This window comes from Kitasatospora papulosa (assembly GCF_000717245.1).
GTDB lineage: Bacteria > Actinomycetota > Actinomycetes > Streptomycetales > Streptomycetaceae > Streptomyces > Streptomyces papulosus.
Map to the genome: position 1 here is coordinate 37646 of NZ_JNYQ01000002.1, position 20546 is coordinate 58191.

General features: G+C 70.9%; 19 protein-coding genes. 8 read left to right on the forward strand and 11 right to left on the reverse strand.

The window, feature by feature from the left end:
• Window positions 1-19 precede the first annotated feature (19 nt).
• Entirely contained in the window at window positions 20-2722 is a 2703-nt protein-coding gene (locus IA22_RS0105655) for a non-ribosomal peptide synthetase (RefSeq protein WP_030122907.1), read from the forward strand.
• A 113-nt stretch (window positions 2723-2835) separates the two neighbouring features.
• On the opposite strand, the gene IA22_RS0105660 is transcribed toward IA22_RS0105655, so the two are convergent.
• On the reverse strand, window positions 2836-3672 hold the full coding sequence (locus IA22_RS0105660; protein WP_179831171.1) for a hypothetical protein: 837 nt from the start codon (window positions 3670-3672) through the stop codon (window positions 2836-2838).
• 283 nt (window positions 3673-3955) lie between these two features.
• On the opposite strand from IA22_RS0105660, the gene IA22_RS0105665 reads away from it, so the two are divergent.
• From IA22_RS0105665 to cseC, 5 genes are all read left to right on the forward strand, one after another.
• The gene (locus tag IA22_RS0105665) at window positions 3956-4858 is read left to right on the forward strand and encodes an HhH-GPD family protein (protein WP_014155543.1); all 903 of its coding nucleotides are present in this window, start codon (window positions 3956-3958) and stop codon (window positions 4856-4858) included.
• A 191-nt stretch (window positions 4859-5049) separates the two neighbouring features.
• Window positions 5050-5634: a SigE family RNA polymerase sigma factor gene (locus IA22_RS0105670; protein WP_014155542.1), complete on the forward strand. Its 585-nt coding sequence runs from the start codon at window positions 5050-5052 to the stop codon at window positions 5632-5634.
• 77 nt (window positions 5635-5711) lie between these two features.
• Window positions 5712-6323 (forward strand): hypothetical protein, encoded by a 612-nt coding sequence (locus IA22_RS0105675; RefSeq protein ID WP_014155541.1) that lies wholly within the window; start codon window positions 5712-5714, stop codon window positions 6321-6323.
• Between the two features lie 11 nt (window positions 6324-6334).
• Entirely contained in the window at window positions 6335-7048 is a 714-nt protein-coding gene (cseB, locus tag IA22_RS0105680) for a two-component system response regulator CseB (RefSeq protein WP_014155540.1), read from the forward strand.
• The gene (gene cseC / locus IA22_RS0105685; protein ID WP_030122909.1) at window positions 7045-8367 is read left to right on the forward strand and encodes a two-component system sensor histidine kinase CseC; all 1323 of its coding nucleotides are present in this window, start codon (window positions 7045-7047) and stop codon (window positions 8365-8367) included. Before cseB ends, cseC begins: the two co-directional genes overlap by 4 nt.
• Before the next feature lie 160 nt (window positions 8368-8527).
• On the opposite strand, the gene IA22_RS0105690 is transcribed toward cseC, so the two are convergent.
• Window positions 8528-10117: an MDR family MFS transporter gene (locus IA22_RS0105690; protein WP_030122910.1), complete on the reverse strand. Its 1590-nt coding sequence runs from the start codon at window positions 10115-10117 to the stop codon at window positions 8528-8530.
• 131 nt (window positions 10118-10248) lie between these two features.
• Here IA22_RS0105690 and IA22_RS0105695 point away from each other — a divergent pair, with 131 nt between their 5' ends.
• A complete protein-coding gene (locus tag IA22_RS0105695; RefSeq protein ID WP_030122911.1) occupies window positions 10249-10833 on the forward strand; it encodes a TetR/AcrR family transcriptional regulator in 585 nt (194 codons plus the stop codon).
• Window positions 10834-10850: 17 nt separating this feature from the next.
• On the opposite strand, the gene IA22_RS0105700 is transcribed toward IA22_RS0105695, so the two are convergent.
• Together IA22_RS0105700 and IA22_RS0105705 are read right to left on the reverse strand one after the other, a co-directional pair.
• Entirely contained in the window at window positions 10851-11573 is a 723-nt protein-coding gene (locus IA22_RS0105700; RefSeq protein ID WP_014155536.1) for a M23 family metallopeptidase, read from the reverse strand.
• A gap of 972 nt (window positions 11574-12545) precedes the next feature.
• Window positions 12546-15071, reverse strand: coding sequence for an ATP-dependent Clp protease ATP-binding subunit (locus IA22_RS0105705; RefSeq protein ID WP_014155535.1), 2526 nt, complete (start codon window positions 15069-15071; stop codon window positions 12546-12548).
• A 440-nt stretch (window positions 15072-15511) separates the two neighbouring features.
• Here IA22_RS0105705 and IA22_RS0105710 point away from each other — a divergent pair, with 440 nt between their 5' ends.
• Window positions 15512-16096 carry an SCO3374 family protein gene (locus IA22_RS0105710; protein WP_030122912.1) on the forward strand — a complete coding sequence of 195 codons (585 nt, stop codon included), beginning with the start codon at window positions 15512-15514 and terminating at the stop codon, window positions 16094-16096.
• Here the strand turns inward: IA22_RS0105710 and IA22_RS0105715 are convergent.
• From IA22_RS0105715 to nadC, 7 genes are all read right to left on the reverse strand, one after another.
• Window positions 16075-16410: a histone-like nucleoid-structuring protein Lsr2 gene (locus IA22_RS0105715; RefSeq protein WP_014155533.1), complete on the reverse strand. Its 336-nt coding sequence runs from the start codon at window positions 16408-16410 to the stop codon at window positions 16075-16077. The two genes, IA22_RS0105710 and IA22_RS0105715, sit on opposite strands and share 22 nt — an antisense overlap.
• Window positions 16411-16554: 144 nt before the next feature.
• Complete coding sequence (locus IA22_RS0105720) at window positions 16555-17172, reverse strand: amino-acid N-acetyltransferase (protein ID WP_014155532.1); 618 nt, start codon at window positions 17170-17172, stop codon at window positions 16555-16557.
• Between the two features lie 9 nt (window positions 17173-17181).
• The gene (locus IA22_RS0105725) at window positions 17182-17616 is read right to left on the reverse strand and encodes a BlaI/MecI/CopY family transcriptional regulator (protein WP_014155531.1); all 435 of its coding nucleotides are present in this window, start codon (window positions 17614-17616) and stop codon (window positions 17182-17184) included.
• Between the two features lie 101 nt (window positions 17617-17717).
• On the reverse strand, window positions 17718-17897 hold the full coding sequence (locus tag IA22_RS0105730) for a hypothetical protein (protein ID WP_014155530.1): 180 nt from the start codon (window positions 17895-17897) through the stop codon (window positions 17718-17720).
• A 65-nt stretch (window positions 17898-17962) separates the two neighbouring features.
• Window positions 17963-18559, reverse strand: coding sequence for a hypothetical protein (locus IA22_RS0105735; RefSeq protein ID WP_014155529.1), 597 nt, complete (start codon window positions 18557-18559; stop codon window positions 17963-17965).
• A 140-nt stretch (window positions 18560-18699) separates the two neighbouring features.
• A complete protein-coding gene (locus IA22_RS0105740; protein WP_014155528.1) occupies window positions 18700-19497 on the reverse strand; it encodes a type III pantothenate kinase in 798 nt (265 codons plus the stop codon).
• A complete protein-coding gene (nadC, locus tag IA22_RS0105745; RefSeq protein WP_015577691.1) occupies window positions 19497-20546 on the reverse strand; it encodes a carboxylating nicotinate-nucleotide diphosphorylase in 1050 nt (349 codons plus the stop codon). The genes IA22_RS0105740 and nadC overlap by 1 nt, the downstream gene beginning before the upstream one ends.

Consider the following 20546-nt stretch of genomic DNA (forward strand, 5'->3'; position numbering starts at 1 on the left):
CAGACAGGGGAGGACACCCGTGCTGGGTGCACAGTGCCATGCGGTCCGCGTCCGGCTGACCGGCCCTCCGGTGCCGGACAGGACACTCGCCGAACGGCTGTCCGCCGCCGGGCCCTGGCGGCTGTGGGTGGACGACGTGCCGGCGGGGGCGGCCGAGCCGCTCGCCGAGCGCCGTCTCGACGCCGAGATGCGGCGGCCGGCGGCCGGCGTGCGGTGTGTCCTCCTGCGGTACGCCGACGGGGAGGCCGACCTGGTGGTCGTGGCGGACCGGGACCGGCTGGACCGGGGCGGTCTGGGCGCACTGACCGCGATGCTGGCGGGGACCCGGCCCGCCGGGCCGTGTCCCGCACCCGAGGCGGATCGTGTCGCCCGGCCGGCCGAGGGTCCGGCGCCGGACTGGGGCCGGGGCGAGCCCGGTTCGTCCCGCCACGGCACGTACCACCTGGACCTGCCCCAGGAGCCGGGCGGCGGCCCCGGGCTGCTGACGGCCGCTCTCGCCCTGACCCTGAGCCGCTACGACGGGCACGGCGCGACGGAGGGGGTGACCGTCGCCGGTCCTGGTGGCATCGCGCGGGAGATCACGGTGGATCCGGCGGCGACCCTCGCGGACCTGAGGGCTCGGTGCGAGTCCGCCCCCGTCCGGGTGGACCGGCCCGTCACCGCCGGGCTGCTCGACGGATCCGGCCCCGACGGGCCGGCCGGTGACGACTACCTGCCGCTCCTCGCTCCGGCGTTCCCGCTGACGACCGTGCTCGTCCCTCTGCCGGACGGGGGTTCACGCCTGTGGTTCTCCTACCTCCGCAGCCACTTCTCCCCCGAGGCCGTCGAGCAGTTCGCCAGGCACCTGGCCCGGGTGTACGCGCTGTCGGCGCGCGCACCGCAGTCCCTCGTCGGCGACGCGGACCTGCTGGACCCCGCCGAGCGGGACCGGATCGCACGGCTCGGCCGCCCCCACGGGGACGTCGCCGCCGCGGGGATCTCGCTGCTGGACGCGTTCCGGCGGGCCGTGTCAGCCACCCCCGACGCCGTCGCGGTGAGCGACGGTGACGTGAGCCTCACCTACCGGGAGCTGGACGACAGGGGCACTCTCCTCGCCGCCGGCCTCCGGGCGCACGGGGTCCGGCACGGCGACCGGGTCGGTGTCTGCCTGGAACGGACCGTCGAACTGGTCGTCACCATGCTCGGCGTGCTCAAGGCGGGAGCCGCGTACGTACCGACCGACCCGGCCTATCCCGTTGACCGCCTGGCCTGGACGGCGTCCGACGCCGGCCTGCGCGTGGTGGTCACGCGGCTGCCCGAGTTCCCGCGCGGCGACGGCACCACCGCGCTGACACCCGGTGGACTCCTGGAGGCGGCGCCCGACCGGCCGTCGGCACCGGAGGTGGCGCCGGGCCCGGACGATCCCGCGTACGTCATCTACACCTCGGGCTCCACCGGGCGCCCCAAGGGTGTCGTCGTCCCGCACGGCAACGTCGTCTCGCTCATCGCGGCCACCCGTGACCCGTACCGGCTCGGCCCCGGCGACGTGTGGACGCTGTTCCACTCCGGCGCCTTCGACTTCTCCGTGTGGGAGATCTGGGGCTGCCTGCTGACGGGCGGACGGCTCGTCGTCGTGCCCTACTTCGTCTCGCGCGACCCCGAGGAGTTCCGCGACCTGCTGGTCGCCGAACAGGTCACCGTCCTGAGCCAGACACCGTCCGCCTTCTCGCAGTTGCTCCGGGTCGACCACGCCGGTCTCCCGGTCCGGCTCGTGGTGTTCGGAGGCGAGCCGCTCGACAGCCGGATGCTGCTGCCCTGGTTCGACCGGCATCCGGAGGACACCTGCCGCATGGTCAACATGTTCGGCATCACGGAGACGACCGTGCACGTCACCGCCCAGACCGTCACGCGCGAACTCGCCCTGGCCGGCTCACGCTCCGTGGGGCCGGCCCTCCCCGGCTGGCACCTGTACGTCACCGACACGCACGGCAGGCCGGTACCGCCGGGGGTGACCGGCGAGATCTGCGTGGGCGGGGCCGGCGTCGCCGGCGGCTACCTCGGCCGGCCCGACCTGACCGCGCAGCGTTTCGTGACCGATCCCGTCACCGGCGGACGGATGTACCGGAGCGGGGACCTAGGGCGGCTGCTGCCGGACGGCAGGCTGGAACACCTCGGACGGATCGACAGCCAGGTCAAGATCCGCGGCTTCCGCATCGAGCTCGACGAGATCCGCTCCGTACTGCTGGAGGACCCCGGCGTCCGCGCGGCCGCGGTGGTCGTGCGCCGCGACGATCCCGACGACCCGGCCGCCGCCCGGCTGGACGCCTACGTCGTACCCGCGGAGGGCCTGGCCGACCTCCCCGGCATCCGCAAACGCAGCGCGGGGCTGCTGCCCGGCCACATGGTCCCCTCCACGGTCACCGCCGTGGACGCGCTCCCCCTCACGACGAACGGCAAACTCGACACCGCCCGTCTCCCCGCCCCGTCCCGGTCCTCCGCCGCCCCCCGGCAGCCGGCCGCGGGCTCCGGGGCGGCCGCCGGCCTGCCCGAGGCTCTTCTGGAGATCTGGGCGACCGTGCTCGGCACGCCCGTGGGCCTGGACGACGACTTCTTCGAACTGGGCGGCAACTCGCTCTTCGCCGTTCGCGTCAGCGCCGCGCTTCGCGCCCGCGACCTGCCGTCCCTGCCCTTGCGCGACCTCTACCGCACACCGACGATCCGTGCCCTGACCGAAGGGGTGTGACGGTGTGCGCCTCCGGCAGGCGATCGTGAACGACCCGTTCCGGACGCCGGCCGCCACCGGGGCGCCCGCCTCGCCGCCCCACCGGACTCTCCCGTCCGGTGGGGCGGCGGGCGTCAGTCCTTGGCGAGGACGAAGGACGCGGGCTGCACGGTCGCGCCCGGGACCTCCGCCTCCAGCAGATACGTCCCCGGGCCCGGGGACTTGACCGGTGGCGTGGCGCACCGGGGCGCGCTCCCCTTCCGGTCCCACTTCACGGTGTGGACGACCGTCGCGCCCGCCGGGATCCTCAGGAACACGGCGCCGCCTTCGGGGCAGTCCGCGGAGGACCACACCTGCGCGTCGTCCTCGCCGGCCTCGGTGATCGTCAGCACCGCGCTCTTCGGGCCGAGGTCCGCCTTGCAGTCGGCGGCCGAGGTGTTCCTGACGCCGAGCCGGAACTCGGGCTTGTCGTCCGGTGCGTAGCTGATCTCCGTCCTCAGGCTCAGCCGCAGGGCGGAGGGTGCGCAGTCGGGGAGCGACGACCCCGCCGGAACCTGCTGGCCGGCCGTGCCGCCGGTGCCACCCGTGCCGCCGGTGCCGCCGGTGCCCGCACTCGTACCCGCCGATGCGGACGAACCTGCTCCACCGGTGTCCGAACCTGCCGTGCCGCCTGCCCCGGAGGCTCCGCCGTCCCCACCGGATCCCGCGTCGCCGCCGGCTCCGGAGTCGCCGGACTCGTCGCGCCCGCCGGGGGGTTGGCCGACGACGGGACCGGAACCCGAAGGTCCCGGAGTGATGGAGGGGGCGGGGTCCGAGCCTCCCGGCTTTCCGTCGTCCTTGGCGCCACCGCCGCCGCCACCCGAGGTGACGGCCCACGCGACCAGCGCCGCGAGCAGCGCGATCACCAGCACCGCCACTGCTCTCCTACGCCAGTAGATGCTGGAGGGAAGCGGCCCGACCGGATTGCGCATAGAACCCACGGACCGAACTGTACGAGAGATCACGCCCAACTCCGGCCCCCAACCGCCGCTCTGATCGACAATTCTCCGGATCATCATCACGGAACGGCCGTTCCCGGGTGCTTCCAGCCGCTTTGCACCGGATCGAAGATCGTCCGGCGGTCGGCGAACATCGTCCGTCCCGTACGAAGGGACAGAACGGGTGGCGATATCACCCCGTGAGCCCTCCGGTGGGTGCGACACCCCCCGGGGCCGTGCACATCGTGTGCTCATCCGTGCCAGGATCGAGAGTGCGATGACTGCCACGACTGCGACACAGACGACGCCCGCCTCCCTCCATGCACCCGTCATCGGATGGTTCGAGCAGCACGCCCGCGATCTGCCCTGGCGCCGCCCCGAAGCGGGCGCCTGGGGCGTGATGGTGAGCGAGTTCATGCTGCAGCAGACCCCGGTGAACCGAGTCCTCCCGGTCTACGAACAGTGGATGGCCCGCTGGCCGCGTCCCGCGGACCTCGCCGCCGACGCACCGGGCGAAGCCGTCCGCGCCTGGGGCCGCCTCGGCTACCCCCGACGCGCGCTCAGGCTCCACGGAGCGGCACAGGCAATAACGGAACGGCACGGCGGGGACGTCCCGAGCGAGCACGGCCAGTTGCTCGCGCTGCCCGGAATCGGGGAGTACACGGCGGCGGCCGTGGCCTCGTTCGCCTACGGACAGCGCCACGCGGTGCTGGACACGAACGTCCGCAGGGTGTTCGCGAGGGCCGCCACCGGTATCCAGTACCCGCCGAACGCGACCACCGCGGCCGAGCGCAAGCTCGCGCGCGCCCTGCTCCCCGAGGATGACGGGCGCGCGGCCGGCTGGGCGGCGGCCACGATGGAACTCGGCGCCCTCGTGTGCACGGCGAAGAACGAGGACTGCACGCGCTGCCCGATCGCCGACCAGTGCGCCTGGCGACTGGCCGGAAAACCCGCCCACCAGGGCCCGCCCCGACGCGGCCAGACCTACGCCGGGACGGACCGGCAGGTGCGGGGGCGGCTGCTCGCGGTGCTGCGCGACGCCGTCACCCCGGTGCCGCAGTCCGCGCTGGACGCGGTGTGGGAGGAGCCCGTGCAGCGGGCCCGCGCCCTGGACGGGCTCGTCGCCGACGGTCTGGTCGAGCCCCTCGCGAACGGCCGGTACCGGCTTCCCCTGACCTGACCTGCACCGTCCCGCGCCCGGACGCACGGCTGTCCATCGGCTGTTACACAACCGATGGACAGCCGTGCGTCCGTGTACGGCTGCTCCGAACAGCCTCGTGACAACGCCTCCGTAACGTCACCGGACGTCGGCAACGGGACCATCCGGCCGACGGCGGTACACGGGGATCCACGGGGACGGAGGCGGTTGTCATGGCGCAGAGCGAGGTGCTCGGCTTCGAGGAGTACGTACGGACCCGGCAGGACGCGCTGCTGCGCAGCGCACGCCGGCTGGTCCCCGACCCCGTCGACGCGCAGGACCTGTTGCAGACCGCGCTGGTCCGCACCCTCGGCCGCTGGGACGGCATCGCCGACAAGTCCCTCGCCGACGCCTACCTGCGTCGCGTCATGATCAACACGCGTACGGAGTGGTGGCGGGCCCGCAAGCTCGACGAGGTCCCCACCGAGCAGCTGCCCGACGCGAGCGTCGACGACGGCACCGAGCAGCGTGCGGACCGCGCCCTGCTCATGGACGTCCTCGGAGTACTGGCTCCCAAGCAGCGCAGCGTCGTCGTGCTGCGACACTGGGAGCAGATGAGCACGGAGGAGACGGCCGCGGCGCTCGGGATGTCCGCCGGCACGGTGAAGAGCACGCTGCACCGCGCCCTGGCACGTCTACGCCAGGAGCTGGAGGACCGTGCCGCCCGGAGCCGTGAGGCCGAGGAGACACCGGCGCGGATCCCCGCGCAGCGGAACAGGCGTCATGACGAGCGGGGGCGGGAGCGGTGCGCGGCCTGAGGGGCAGCACGGGGGACACGGCAAGGGGTTCCGGTCGCGGAGGACTCGGGGCCGGCCTCGCGGCGGGGAGTTCGGCGGTGGCCGGGCTCGCCGCCTTCGGGCTGTTGTGCTCCGGCTGTTCCACCGGAGGCACGGGCACGCGTGACGAGGGCCCCGCGAGCACCCAGCAGGTCGCCCGGGCGACGCCGTCGAGCACGGTTCCCACGGGCACCGCGGCGCCCACCCCGCGGGTCAACGCCGTGAAGCTCGTCATGGGCGACCCGAAGGTCGGCCGGCAGTTCAAGGACGACCTGAAGCCCTGCACCGGTGACGAGTACCCGGTCGACACCTCGTACGGCACGCTCACCGGCGGCCCGGCCGCCGATGTCGTGGTCAACGTGATGACCTGCGGCGATTCGGTGGGGGTCGGCACCTACGTCTACCAGCGGCAGGCCGACGGCTCGTACGGGAACGTCTTCGCCGCCGAGATGCCCGCGGTCTACGGCACCATCGACCGGGGGGATCTGGTGGTGACGACCCAGGTGTACGGGTCGAAGGACTCCGTGGCGTACCCCTCCGGCGAGGACGTCGTCACCTACCGCTGGACCGCCGGCCGCTTCGCCGAGACCGACCGGGTGCACAACGACTTCAACCGGGCCGTCGGAAGCGGGGAGGGCGCCCTTCCCGCACCGCAGACGGCGCAGAACTGAGAGCCGCCCGCATGGCCGAGACCCATGTCCTCTTCGTCGAGGACGACGACGTCATCCGCGAGGCCACCCAGCTCGCACTGGAGCGGGTCGGCTTCACCGTCACCGCGGTACCCGACGGCCTGGAGGGCCTGGAGGCCTTCCGGGCGGACCGTCCGGACATCGCGCTGCTGGACGTGATGGTTCCGGGGCTGGACGGGGTCAGCCTGTGCCGGCGCATCCGCGACGAGTCGACGGTGCCCGTGATCATGCTGTCCGCCCGGGCCGACGCGATCGACGTGGTGCTCGGCCTGGAGGCCGGGGCCGACGACTACGTCACCAAGCCGTTCGACGGGGCGGTGCTCGTCGCCCGCATCCGCGCCGTCCTCCGGCGTTTCGGCCACGCCACGGGCACGGGCCCCGGCGCGCCCGCGGCGACGGGCGGGCCACAGGACGGGGCGGGGGGTGTGCTGGTCTTCGGCGACGTGGAGATCGACACCGAGGGTATGGAGGTCCGCCGCCAGGGCGCGCACGTGGGTCTCACGCCCACGGAGATGCGGCTGCTGCTGGAGTTCTCCACGGCGCCCGGCACGGTGCTCTCCCGGGACAAGCTCCTGGAGCGGGTCTGGGACTACGGCTGGGGAGGGGACACCCGCGTCGTGGACGTCCATGTGCAGCGGCTGCGGACCAAGATCGGGCAGGACCGGATCGAGACGGTCCGCGGTTTCGGCTACAAGCTGCGCGCATGAGGCGGCTGGCCCTGCGGACCGGCGTCCGCTGGAAGATCAGCATCGCGATCGCCGCCGTCGGCGCTCTGATCGCGCTGACCCTGAGCCTCGTCGTCCACAACGCGGCCCGCGTCTCGATGCTGGAGAACGCCCGAGAGGTGCAGCTGGAGCGGCTGCTGTTCGCGCAGCGGCTGTACGAGGCGGGGAGCACGCAGAAGCCGTCGCCGAAGTTCGGCGCCAAGATCAACGACCCCTCGCTCCCGGCCGGCCTGCGCGAACAGATGCGGGAGAACCGGCGCGCCACCCATGTCGACGAGTACGCGGACGGGGTTCCCGACGTCTGGGCGGCCGTGCCGCTCGCCAACGGCGACGTCCTGTCGCTGCACACCCGGTTCGCCGACCGCAGCTCCATGATCATGGGCGACCTCGACCGGGCCCTGGTCATCGGCTCGGTCTCGGTCGTCTTCGGCGGTTGCGCGCTGGGCGTCCTGATCGGCGGCCAGCTGTCCCGGAGACTGCGCAAGGCGGCGGCAGCCGCGGGCAAGGTCGCCCAGGGCAACACGGAGGTACGGGTGCGGGAGGCCGTCGGCGGGGTCGTACGGGACGAGACCGACGAGCTGGCACGGGCCGTGGACGCGCTCACGGACGCGCTGAACGAGCGGATCGAGGCGGAGCGCCGGGTGACCGCCGACATCGCCCATGAGCTGCGCACCCCGGTGACCGGGCTGCTCACGGCGGCCGAGCTGCTGCCCCCGGGCCGCCCGACGGAACTCGTACGGGACCGGGCCCAGGCGATGCGGACCCTGGTCGAGGACGTCCTGGAGGTGGCCAGGCTGGACAGCGCCTCGGAGCGTGCGGAGCTGCAGGAGCTGCCGCTCGGCGAGTTCGTCGGCCGGCGGGTCCGGCTGCTGGACCCGGAGATCACGGTGTGCGTGCTGCACGAGTCCTGGGTGTCCACCGATCCCCGGCGGCTGGAACGCATCCTGGGCAACCTGTTGGGGAACGCCGCCAAGCACGGGGCAGGCCCGGTCGAGGTCACGGTCGAGGGCCGGGTGGTCCGGGTCCGCGACCACGGGCCCGGTTTCCCCGAGGCCCTGCTCCAGGAGGGGCCGAGCCGCTTCCGTACCGGCAGCACTGACCGGGCGGGACGCGGCCACGGTCTCGGCCTGACCATCGCCGCGGGGCAGGCGCGGGTCCTGGGGGCCAGGCTGACCTTCCGCAACGCGGGGCCCGCCGGGGGCGCCGACGGCACGGGCGGGGCGGTCGCCGTGCTGTGGCTGCCCGAGCACGCGCCGACGAACACCGGGAGTTTCCCCGTCCTGCCGCCGGGCCCGGGCTGAGAAGCCGAACCGGGACCGAGGGCTCGGAGCGGCCGGCACCGGTACCGAGGGCTTGGAGCGGCGCCGAGGGCATGGAGCGGCCGGGAACGACGACCGGCCCCGGAGCATCTCGCCCCGGGGCCGGTCGTCGTGTCCGGACCGTACCGCGCCCCTGGTCCGCTCAGACGGCCTGCGACTCCATGGCCGACGGCCGGCCCGCCGGCGCCGTTCCGTCGCCGTCCTCGGACGCTCCGGGCTTCGCCGTGCCGCGCAGCGGGACCTCCTTGACGAACAGCGCGGCCACCAGGGCCACCACCGCGACAGAGCCGCCCACCAGGAACGCGATGTGCGTCCCCGAGGCCACGGCGTACTCGTACGCCCCACGCACGGCGTCGGGCAGCTTCGCCAGGCTGGAGGCGTCGAGCTGCGCGGACTTCTCCGTGGCCCCGCCGCCACCGCGCGCCGCCATCTCGTCCTGCACCCGCCCGGTGAACAGCGCGCCCATGATCGCGACACCGAAGGAGCTGCCGAGCGTGCGGAAGAGGGTGGTCGCGGACGAGGCGACGCCCATGTCCTTGAGCTCGACGCTGTTCTGCGCGACGAGCATCGTGATCTGCATCAGGAAACCCATGCCCGCGCCGAGCACCGCCATGTAGACGCCTGAGGTGAAGCGTGTGGTGCCGGTGTCCATGGTGGCGAGGAGGAACAGGCCCGCGACCATGAGGATGCTGCCCAGGATCGGGAAGATCTTGTACTTTCCGGTACTCGTCGTGACCCGGCCCGCGACGAGCGAGACGATCATCATCGCGAGCAGCATCGGCAGGAGCAGCAGCCCGGAGTTGGTGGCGGACGCTCCCTGGACCGTCTGCTGGTAGAGCGGGAGGAAGAGCACCGCTCCGAACATCACGAAGCCGGCCATGAAGCCGACCACCGACATCAGGCTGAAGTTGCGGTTGCGGAAGATGTGCAGCGGCATGATCGGTTCGGCGGCCTTGGTCTCGACGAAGACGAAGCCGACGAGGGAGGCCACGCCGAGCGCGATGAGCTCCATGATCACGGCCGAGTCCCAGGCGTACTCCGAACCGCCCCAGGTGGTGACCAGCACGATCGCGGTGATGCCCACGGTGAGAAGCGCGGCACCCAGGTAGTCGATCTTCGCCTCGGACCGCTCCTTGCGGGGCAGGTGCAGCACCGTGGTGACCATGGCCAGCGCGATCGCGCCCAGCGGGAGGTTGATGTAGAAGCTCCAGCGCCAGCCCAGGTGGTCGGTGATCGCGCCGCCGACCAGCGGTCCGCCGATCATGGCGAACGCCATCACGCCGGCCATCATGCCCTGGTACTTGCCGCGCTCACGGGGAGGCACGAGGTCGCCGAGGATGGCCATGACGCCGACCATCAGACCGCCGGCCCCGAGGCCCTGGACCGCGCGGAATCCGATCAGCTGACCCATGTCCTGGGCCATTCCGCTGAGGACCGAGCCGACCAGGAAGACCACGATGGACGTGAGGAAGATGCCCTTGCGTCCGTACAGGTCGCCGAGCTTTCCCCAGATGGGGGTGGAGGCGGCGGTGGCCAGGGTGTAGGACGTGACCACCCAGGACAGGTGCTCCAGGCCACCGAGGTCGCCGACGATCGTCGGCATCGCGGTGCCCACGATGAGGTTGTCCAGCATGGCCAGCAGCATCGTGATCATCAGCGCGAGAACCACCACCCTGACGCTGCGTGTGCGCGGCTCGGCCGGGCCGGCCGCCGCCTTCTTCGGTTCTGCCATGTCGTCTACCCCTGATCCCCTGGTGTCCGGTCCACCGACCCGACGCTTACTTGTCGCCCGGCTAGTTAGCTATGCTGAGGAAAGTAGACCCGTAACTAGCCGGGCGTCAAGTAAGTTCTTGGGAGAGTCGCATGGGCAGCACGCCGCAACCGCGCCGGGGCAACACCCGCCAGCGCATTCAGGACGTCGCCCTGGAACTCTTCGCGGAACAGGGGTACGAGAAGACGTCCCTCCGCGAGATCGCCGAGCGGCTGCAGGTCACCAAGGCGGCGCTCTACTACCACTTCAAGACCAAGGACGACATCCTCAGCGGGATCTTCGAGGACCTGAACCGGCCGGTCGAGGAGCTTCTGGAGTGGGGCAGGGAGCAGCCCCGCACGCTGGAGACCAAGAAGGAGATCCTTGTCCGCTACAGCGAGGCGCTCAAGGCGGCCGCGCCGCTCTTCGTCTTCATGCAGGAGAACCAGGCGGCGGTACGCGATCTGAGCGTCGGCCCCACCATGAAGCAGCGGGTCGTCGCCCTGGTGGACCTGATCAAGGAACCGGACGCCCCGCTGACGGACCAGGTGCGGTGCTTCACCGCGCTCTTCGCGATGCACGCCGGAATGATGGCCCTCAGGGACGCCGAAGGCGACCCCGAGGAGAAGCGCGAGGCTGCTCTCGAGGTCGCCATCGAACTGGTGACCAAGGCCCATGACCCGGGGCCCACCGCCTAGCGGCTACGGGGTGCGCGTCAGATGTGGACGTGCACGGAGTTCAGGTAGGAGACCGGGTTGATCGCCGAGCCGTAGTTGGCGGTGGTCCGGATCTCGAAGTGCAGGTGCGGGCCGCTGGAGTTTCCGGTGTTGCCGGACAGGCCGATCTTCTCACCGGTCTTCACGCGGTCGCCGATCTTGACGTCGATCTTCGACAGGTGCGCGTACTGCGAGTACTTGCCGTTGGCGTGCTTGATCACGATGGCGTTGCCGTACGCGGGACCGTCGCCGCCGCCGTTCGGGCCGGCCTTGACGACGCGGCCGGTGTGCGCGGCCTCGACCTTGGTACCGATCGGCACCGCGAAGTCCTGACCGGAGTGCTTGCTGGCCCAGCGGTCGCCGCCGGTGCCGTAGGTGGCGCTCAGCACGTACTTGTTGACCGGGGCCTCCCAGGAGGCGGCCTTCTTCTTCGCAGCCGCCTTCTTCTTGGCGGCGGCCTTCTTCTCGGCCTCGGCCTTCTCGGCCTTGCTCATCTTCGCCTTCTCGGCGGCCTTGCTCTGGGCGGTCGCCTGCTGGGCGACGGAGTTGGCGGTGGCCGCGCCGGCGAGGGCCGCGGTGTCCGCGGTGCCCGTCGTGCCGGACGCGAACGCCGCGCCCGCGCCGAACACCATCGACGCACCCAGGCCGGCGGCCACGACGGCGCCACTGACGCGGGACATGGACGGGCGGCGGGAGTGCTGGAACGTAACGCGCTTCGACATGCGGGGAGAACCTCCGGGGTGACTGGACCCGGTGCTCGACCGGGCTTGCTCCACCTTGGTAACCCGCACCCCCCAGAACACTCAAACACCCCATCTACGAACAAAAGCCGTAGTCGAGGTGCCGGGAATTGTCCGCAGCGGGCGGGCTCGGAGGCCACGGAAGATCTTGGCGAGGATTTACACGAAGCGGGTTTAACCGCAGCTCGAAACGCATCGTTCCTGGATACAGCGCCTCAAAAGACTCATATCGCCCCAAACAGCAAAAGTCTCACCGTGAGGGGGCCGAAGGTCCCTCGACCGGCCACGGCGACTTCTCCTAAGGCTGCTAGTAGGCCTCTCAGGGCCTGTGCGCCTTGTCACCGCCGGTGGGTCCGAAGCCTGCCCGTTTCGGGACCTTCGGCCCTGCGGTCCGATCTCCCCGACCCGCGTGTTGCCCGGCCCACCGGGGCGGAGGACACACGGCGTCATCCCGGCAGGGCGCCCGGCCGGCTCGGACAGGGAAGCCCCGGCGGGAGTCCCCGCGGTGCGGCTGCGGGCGCCCTGGGCGGCGCCTGTCCCGGCCCACGGTCGGCAGGAGCGGCTGGGCCTCGGCCCACGGCCCCGAAACCCGGTCGGCCGGACCGGTCCCGCCGGCTCGCCACCGCACGAGCCCCCGTCGGCCGACGGAACAGGCAGCGAAGCCGGGTCGGGCGCTCCGGGGGGCTGCGTCGCTGGACGCGGGGCCTGCGGACGGGACGCACGCTCCGGACGCCGGCCACCTCCCGCGCCGTCGAGGCCGGGGCCGTCGGGTGATGCCGTGCGGCGCGCCCGTAGGAAGCTCCTGGCACCCGTACAGGCGTCCCCGGAGCCCTCACCGGACCCCGGGGCACCGGCTCCACCCACCTCGCCGACGGGAACCGGCACGGGAAAAGGGGCTGCCCCGGACCGAAACCGGTCCGGGGCAGCCCCTTGAACGCTCAGGCGTCAGGCGCCCTACGCTTCCTTCGTCAGGTTCGGGCCGCCGCCCGCTGCCTGCTCGATCGGCGGGACGTCCGGCAGAGCGGACTTCTCCTCGCCGCGGAACGAGAACTTCTTCTCGTCCCCTTCGCCCTCGGTGCCGACGACCACGATGTGACCGGGACGCAGCTCACCGAAGAGGATCTTCTCGGAGAGGATGTCCTCGATCTCGCGCTGGATCGTCCGGCGCAGCGGCCGGGCGCCCATCACGGGGTCGTAGCCCTTCTTCGCCAGGAGCGACTTGGCCTCGGCACTGAGCTCGATGCCCATGTCGCGGTCCTTGAGGCGCTCGTCCACCTTGGCGACCATGAGGTCGACGATCTGGATGATGTCTTCCTCGGTGAGCTGGTGGAAGACGACCGTGTCGTCGACACGGTTGAGGAACTCGGGCCGGAAGTGCTGCTTGAGCTCTTCGTTGACCTTGACCTTCATCCGCTCGTAGTTCGTCTTGACGTCGCCCTGGGCGGCGAAGCCCAGGTTGAAGCCCTTCGAGATGTCCCTGGTCCCGAGGTTGGTCGTCATGATGATGACCGTGTTCTTGAAGTCCACGACCCGACCCTGGGAGTCGGTCAGACGACCGTCCTCCAGAATCTGGAGCAGGGAGTTGAAGATATCGGGGTGGGCCTTCTCGACCTCGTCGAAGAGGACGACGGAGAACGGCTTACGGCGCACCTTCTCGGTGAGCTGACCGCCCTCTTCGTAACCCACGTAACCGGGGGGCGAACCGAAGAGACGGGAAACCGTGTGCTTCTCGCTGAACTCCGACATGTCGAGGGAGATCAGCGCGTCCTCGTCACCGAAGAGGAATTCGGCGAGCGTCTTGGAGAGCTCCGTCTTACCGACACCGGACGGGCCGGCGAAGATGAACGAGCCACCGGGGCGCTTCGGGTCCTTCAGGCCGGCTCGCGTACGACGGATCGCCTGCGAGAGGGCCTTGATGGCGTCCTTCTGCCCGATGACGCGCTTGTGGAGCTCGTCCTCCATGCGCAGCAGACGCGAGGACTCCTCCTCGGTCAGCTTGAAGACCGGGATGCCGGTCGCGGTGGCGAGGACCTCGGCGATGAGCTCGCCGTCGACCTCGGCCACGACGTCCATGTCGCCGGCCTTCCACTCCTTCTCGCGCTTGGCCTTCGCCGCCAGCAGCTGCTTCTCCTTGTCGCGGAGCGAAGCTGCCTTCTCGAAGTCCTGGGAGTCGATCGCCGACTCCTTGTCGCGGCGGACGCCCGCGATCTTCTCGTCGAACTCGCGGAGGTCCGGCGGCGCGGTCATCCGGCGGATGCGCATCCGGGAGCCGGCCTCGTCGATCAGGTCGATCGCCTTGTCCGGCAGGAAGCGGTCCGAGATGTACCGGTCGGCCAGGGTGGCGGCCTGGACCAGCGCCTCGTCCGTGATGGAGACCCTGTGGTGGGCCTCGTAACGGTCGCGGAGCCCCTTGAGGATCTCGATGGTGTGCGGCAGCGACGGCTCCGCGACCTGGATGGGCTGGAAGCGGCGCTCGAGCGCGGCGTCCTTCTCCAGGTGCTTGCGGTACTCGTCGAGCGTCGTGGCACCGATGGTCTGCAGCTCGCCCCGCGCCAGCATCGGCTTGAGGATGCTCGCGGCGTCGATCGCGCCCTCGGCGGCACCCGCACCCACGAGGGTGTGGAGCTCGTCGATGAACAGGATGATGTCGCCGCGGGTGCGGATCTCCTTGAGGACCTTCTTCAGGCGCTCCTCGAAGTCACCGCGGTAGCGGGAGCCGGCGACCAGGGCACCGAGGTCGAGGGTGTAGAGGTGCTTGTCCTTGAGGGTCTCGGGCACCTCGCCCTTGACGATGGCCTGGGCCAGGCCCTCGACGACAGCCGTCTTGCCGACGCCGGGCTCACCGATGAGCACCGGGTTGTTCTTGGTACGGCGGGACAGCACCTGCATGACCCGCTCGATCTCCTTCTCGCGCCCGATGACCGGGTCGAGCTTGGACTCACGAGCGGCCTGGGTGAGATTCCGGCCGAACTGGTCGAGCACCAGGGACGTGGAGGGCGTGCCCTCCGCGGGGCCGCCGGCGGTGGCAGCCTCCTTGCCTCCCGAGTACCCGGAGAGCAGCTGGATGACCTGCTGCCGCACCCGGTTCAGGTCGGCGCCCAGCTTCACGAGGACCTGGGCGGCGACGCCCTCGCCCTCGCGGATCAGGCCGAGCAGGATGTGCTCCGTGCCGATGTAGTTGTGGCCGAGCTGAAGGGCCTCACGGAGCGACAGCTCCAGGACCTTCTTGGCCCGGGGGGTGAAGGGGATGTGCCCGGACGGGGCCTGCTGCCCCTGACCGATGATCTCCTCCACCTGCTGGCGGACCGCCTCGAGCGAAATCCCGAGGCTCTCCAGGGCCTTAGCGGCGACACCCTCACCCTCGTGGATCAGGCCCAGGAGGATGTGCTCGGTGCCGATGTAGTTGTGGTTGAGCATCCGGGCTTCTTCCTGAGCCAGGACGACAACCCGCCGCGCGCGGTCGGTGAACCTCTCGAACATCGTTAATCGCTCCTCAGAGCGGTCAGGCAGTAAGGGGTCGGTCCCCTCCCTGTCCTTCCGCAGCTTAGTCCCGCAAGCGGGGACCGCTCATTTCAACTGCCGACACCCGGCCCTGCTTCCCGGGGGTTCTCCCGCCCCGAACGCCGACAACTGCTCCAACCCGATGGTGCGAGACGATGTTCCCGCAGGCCAGGCAGATAGCCCTTTCGCCAGTACGCCGATGGCGAACGTGAGACGTTTTTGCCCGCGTGTCGCCCCTTCCCACTAGGGATGTCTTACCCGCACCCACCGACAGTCCATGCGGCGCACCCCCGTTTCCTCCGCTACGGGCGAACAACTTCGTGCCGGCGGATGCTTCCGTACGCCCCCGCGGCGAGCACGCAGAGCGGCGAACGGGAGACGTTGCGTAACCCAGGGCCCGGTTCGGCGGTTCATCGGACATGGCTACCCTCGTCCCGCCTCCCCGCTCGTCGCCGGAACACGACGACTGCGCGCAGTGGTACGCCCGCGAACTCGGCTGGGCCACGACGGGCACGTCGCCGGTGCGCCTGCTGACGGGGCTGCGCTTCGACGTGCTGGAACTGCCGGCCGCAGCTGGTCACGCGGCGCTGAGCCGGGTCGGCCGGACCGGTCCGGTGGCGGTGGCAGGGCAGCGGATGCGGCTACTGGTGGCCGCGGGCAGCGCCGACGAGGTGCCCGGTCTGCTCGACTGGCTGGAGTGGGGCGGAATCGATCTCGACCTGTCCGCCGTCGGTACCGGCGGGCACATCGACGCCCCGGTGCCGCCGGGCTGGACGGCGAGCTCGCCGGGGGCCGCGGTCTGGCTGCGGCCCCCCGGACCGTGCCGGGAGGCGGAACGATCCCTCCCGGCCCTCGGCGGCTTCGGGAGCAGCGGTGGGGATGCTCCCGATCTCGTACGACTCGTGGACGCGGCGGCCACCGAATGCCACCGGGTCAGGCTCGCACATGCCCGGAATCACCTGTGGGCGCATCAGCCGACAGGTCAGCCGTTGGCCTTCTCGTAAGCCTCGCGGATCTCGGCGGGAACGCGGCCACGGTCATTCACGTTGTGGCCGTTCTCGCGCGCCCACCGGCGGATCTCGGCCGTGTCCTTGTTGCCACCGGAAACGGCGCGGCCCTTGCCGCGGCCGGTCGCGGCACGGCCACCGGTACGACGCCCGCTCTTGGTGTAGGGCTCAAGAAGACCACGGAGCTTGTCCGCGTTGGTCGTGGTGAGGTCGATCTCGTACGTCTTGCCATCCAGAGCGAACGTCACGGTCTCGTCCGCCTCGCCACCGTCGAGGTCATCAACAAGAAGGACCTGAACCTTCTGTGCCACCGGATTTCCTTTCATCGAAAATGCAGTACGCGGAAAGGAAACCGCTTTTCCCCGGAAAACACAAACCCCTGGGAGAGGTTCAGGAGCGCAAGAACACGGGAAACATGCGCGATTCGGACATAGGGTTCCGGCGCCTTCCGCCGTTCACAGGTGCAGAAGCATCCGGCTGTTGCCCAAGGTGTTCGGCTTCACTCGTTCGAGACCCAGGAACTCGGCGACACCCTCGTCATAGGAACGCAGCAGCTCGCTGTAGACATCTCCGTCGACCGGCGTCTCTCCGATCTCGGTGAAGCCGTGCGCGGCGAAGAAGTCGACTTCGAACGTGAGACAGAAAACCCGGCGGACGCCGAGCCAGCGCGCGGTCTGCAAGAGCTTGTCCAGGACCTGGTGTCCTACTCCTGATCCCTTGATGCCGTTGTCGACGGCGAGCGTACGGACCTCGGCCAGGTCTTCCCACATCACGTGGAGTGCGCCGCAGCCGATGACACGGGCGTCCTCGTCACGTTCGGCGACCCAGAACTCCTGGATGTCCTCGTAAAGAGTCACCGTCGCTTTGTCGAGCAGGATGCCCTGGGAGACGTAGCCGTCGAGGAGTCCGCGGACGGACGCCACATCACTCGTCCTGGCACGGCGGACGGTGATGGCCGGCCTATTTGCCGACGGGCCGGTATGAACATCTGCGCGAGATCGGGTTTCCGGCTCGCTATGCGCTCCTGTTTGCGACTCGGCACGGGGCTCGGTTTGCGACTGCTCTGAGGACATCCCCCGACGCTATCGCCCGCTCTCCGACGGCGCTTCATCGGCTGCGGTCGTCCCGTCGGACCCGTTACCGGCCGGTTCCGGGAAGGTGGGCGCCACGACACGCATCGCATCCCGAAGGGCTTCACGCTGCTCGGCGGACATCATGCCGAAGAAGGCGACCAGTGCGGCAGCCGGGTTGTCGCTCTGCGCCCAGGCTTCGTTCATCAGTGCGGCCGCGTATGCGGCGCGGGTGGAGACCGCCGTATATCGATATGCCCGGCCGTCGACTTCCCGGCGGACCCAGCCCTTCTGATGGAGATTGTCCATAACCGTCATCACGGTCGTGTATGCGATGGACCGCTCCTGTTGAAGGTCCTCGAGAACTTCCCGCACGGTGACCGGGCGGTTCCATTGCCAGACCCGTGTCATCACGGTGTCTTCCAGCTCTCCCAATTGGCGGGGCACACCGCCACCTTAGTGCCAGATGTCTGGAATGGGATGATTCCGGGACGACAGAAGGGCGCACGGCTCCGGTGGAGCCGTGCGCCCTTCGTACGCGGTCCGGGTCAGACGCCCTCGGGCCGCGGGGCCTGCTTGGCCAGCTCTGCACGGGCGAGCGCCGCGTCCACCGCGGCGTCCTCCTTGGCCTTGTTCGGGCCGCCCTGGCTCTTGATGATCGTCCTGACGAGGCCGATGAAGAAGACGGCCATCACCACGGGGGGAACGAGCGCGGATACGTAGTCCATGCCGTCCAGGGTAGCGAGCCCGGCATTCCGGCCACTCCCGGGCACCCCTCGGGCGCGTCGGCCCCTCAGGAGACGGCGCGCTCCTCCGGAGGAGGCGTCGGCGCGGGACGCCGGCGGGGCGGGAAGACCTCGGACGGCTTGGGCATGGGCCGCTCACCCGGGGCCGCGGGACGGGCGGGCACGGGGGGCCTCGACGGGGTCCGGGGCCGCTCCGGCTCCTTGGCCGCCGTCAGCCCGCCGGGCAGGGCCAGCAGCCTGCTGCGCGGCCCGGGCGCCGTCAACGGGACCGTGCGCCCGGCGAGACGCGCCCGCACCGAACGCTCGGCGAGCACCTGGCAGCGCTCCAGCAGAGCCGCCGCGACCGGCCCGGCACGCAGGGCGCGCAGGGCCGCGAGGTCGTCGGGGCGGGGATCGTAACCCGCCGCGAGGGCGTCCTGGAGGAGTTCCAGATAGCCGGTGAGGGAGCCGGGGAGCGCGTCGCGGTAGCGGGCGAGATCGGCGAGGAGGAAGGCGCGCAGCCGTCCCGCCTCGCTCACCACCTCGTCCACCGCGCCTGCCAGGCGCAGACAGTCCTGGACATCCTCTTCCGGCAGGGGCGTGGGGTGGAGGGCGTTGGCGAGAGCACGTCGGAGCACCCGGAGCTCGTCCGCGCTGAACGCCATGCCGCCGCGTGATCCGTAGGGCGTGGGCATAACGCGACAATACGTGCTAAATGGACAAAATCCTCTTAACCAACCGCTCGGCGGCGCGCCGTCGAACGCCGCGCCGCCGGGTCGTTCCCGCAGGTGACCGCGGGCGCGCCCTACATCCGGCCGATGTTGCGCTCGTACACGAGGCGCAGCCCGATGAGGGTCAGCCAGGGCTCGTGCTCGTCGATGACGGAGGACTCGCCCAACACCATCGGAGCAAGGCCCCCGGTCGCGATGACGGTGACGTCGTCGGGGTCGGCCGCCAGCTCCTTCTTCATGCGCTGGACCACCCCGTCGATCTGGCCGGCGAAGCCGTACACGATGCCGGACTGCATCGCCTCGACGGTGTTCTTGCCGATCACGCTGCGGGGGCGCGCCAGCTCGATCTTGCGGAGCTGGGCGCCCTTCACCCCGAGGGCCTCCACGGAGATCTCGATGCCGGGTGCGATCACCCCGCCCGTGTACTCCCCGCGCGCGGAGACCGCGTCGAAGGTCGTGGCCGTGCCGAGGTCGACGACGATCGCCGGGCCGCCGTACAGCTCGACGGCGGCCACCGCGTTGATGATGCGGTCCGCGCCGACCTCCTTCGGGTTGTCCGTCAGGACCGGCACACCGGTCTTGACACCCGGCTCCACCAGGACCGCCGGGACGTCGCCGTAGTAGCGGCGGGTGACCTCACGGAGTTCGTGGAGCACGGCGGGGACCGTCGAGCAGATCGCGATGCCCTCGATGCCGTCGCCGAGTTCGACACCGAGCAGCGGGTGCATGCCCATCAGGCCCTGGAGCAGGACGGCGAGCTCGTCGGCGGTGCGGCGGGCGTCGGTGGAGATGCGCCAGTGCTCGACGATCTCCTCGCCGTCGAACAGACCGAGGACGGTGTGGGAGTTGCCGACGTCGATGGTGAGCAGCATCAGGCGTCGGCTCCGTGGGTCGCCGCCGCGGCGTCGCGGAAGTCCAGACCGATGTCGAGGATCGGCGAGGAGTGCGTGAGCGCGCCGACGGCCAGGTAGTCGACGCCCGCGTCGGCGTAGGCGCGTGCGGAGCCGAGGGTGAGCCGGCCGGAGGACTCCAGCGCCGCGCGGCCGCCGACGAGGGCGACCGCCTCGGCGGTCGCGGACGGGGTGAAGTTGTCCAGCAGGATCAGGTCGGCACCCGCGTCGAGCACCTCGCGGACCTGCTCCAGGGTGTCCACCTCGACCTCGATCGCGAGCTCCGGGAAGGCCTTCCTGACCCGCCGGAAGGCCTCCGCGACGCCGCCGGCGGCGATCACGTGGTTGTCCTTGACCAGCGCGGCGTCCACGAGGGACATGCGGTGGTTGACCCCGCCGCCGCACCGCACGGCGTACTTCTCCAGCGCGCGCAGCCCGGGAGTGGTCTTACGGGTGTCGCGGACCTTCGCCTTCGTGCCTTCGAGCACGTCGGCCCAGGCGCGGGTCGCGGTGGCGATCCCGGAGAGCCTGCAGAGCAGGTTGAGCGCGCTGCGCTCGCCGGTGAGCAGGTCCCTGGTGCGGGTGGTGACCGTGAGCAGCTTCTGGCCGGCCACGACCCGGTCGCCGTCCTCGACGTGGCGCTCGACCTCGAACTCGTCGGTGCAGACGATGGACAGGACGGCCTCGGCGACGCGCAGCCCCGCGACCACGCCCGCCTCGCGCGCGGTGAAGTCACCGGTGGCGACGGCGTCCTCCGGGACGGTCGCCACGGTGGTGACGTCCTCGCCCCCGTCGAGGTCCTCCTCGATCGCGACGTGGGCGATGTCCTCGACCTGGACCGGGTCCAGACCGGCCTCGGCCAGGAGCTGCGCCAGGGCGGGGTCGAGGCCGCACTCCAGGCCGTCGGGGTCGTAGCCGTCACCGCAGCCGCAGCCGTCGCCGCAGCCGCCCCCGGACTCGGCGGGTGCGCCGATGTGGATCAGCGGTACGTCCACGGGAGTGGGGCGCGGATTCTCTTCGGGCGTGCTCAC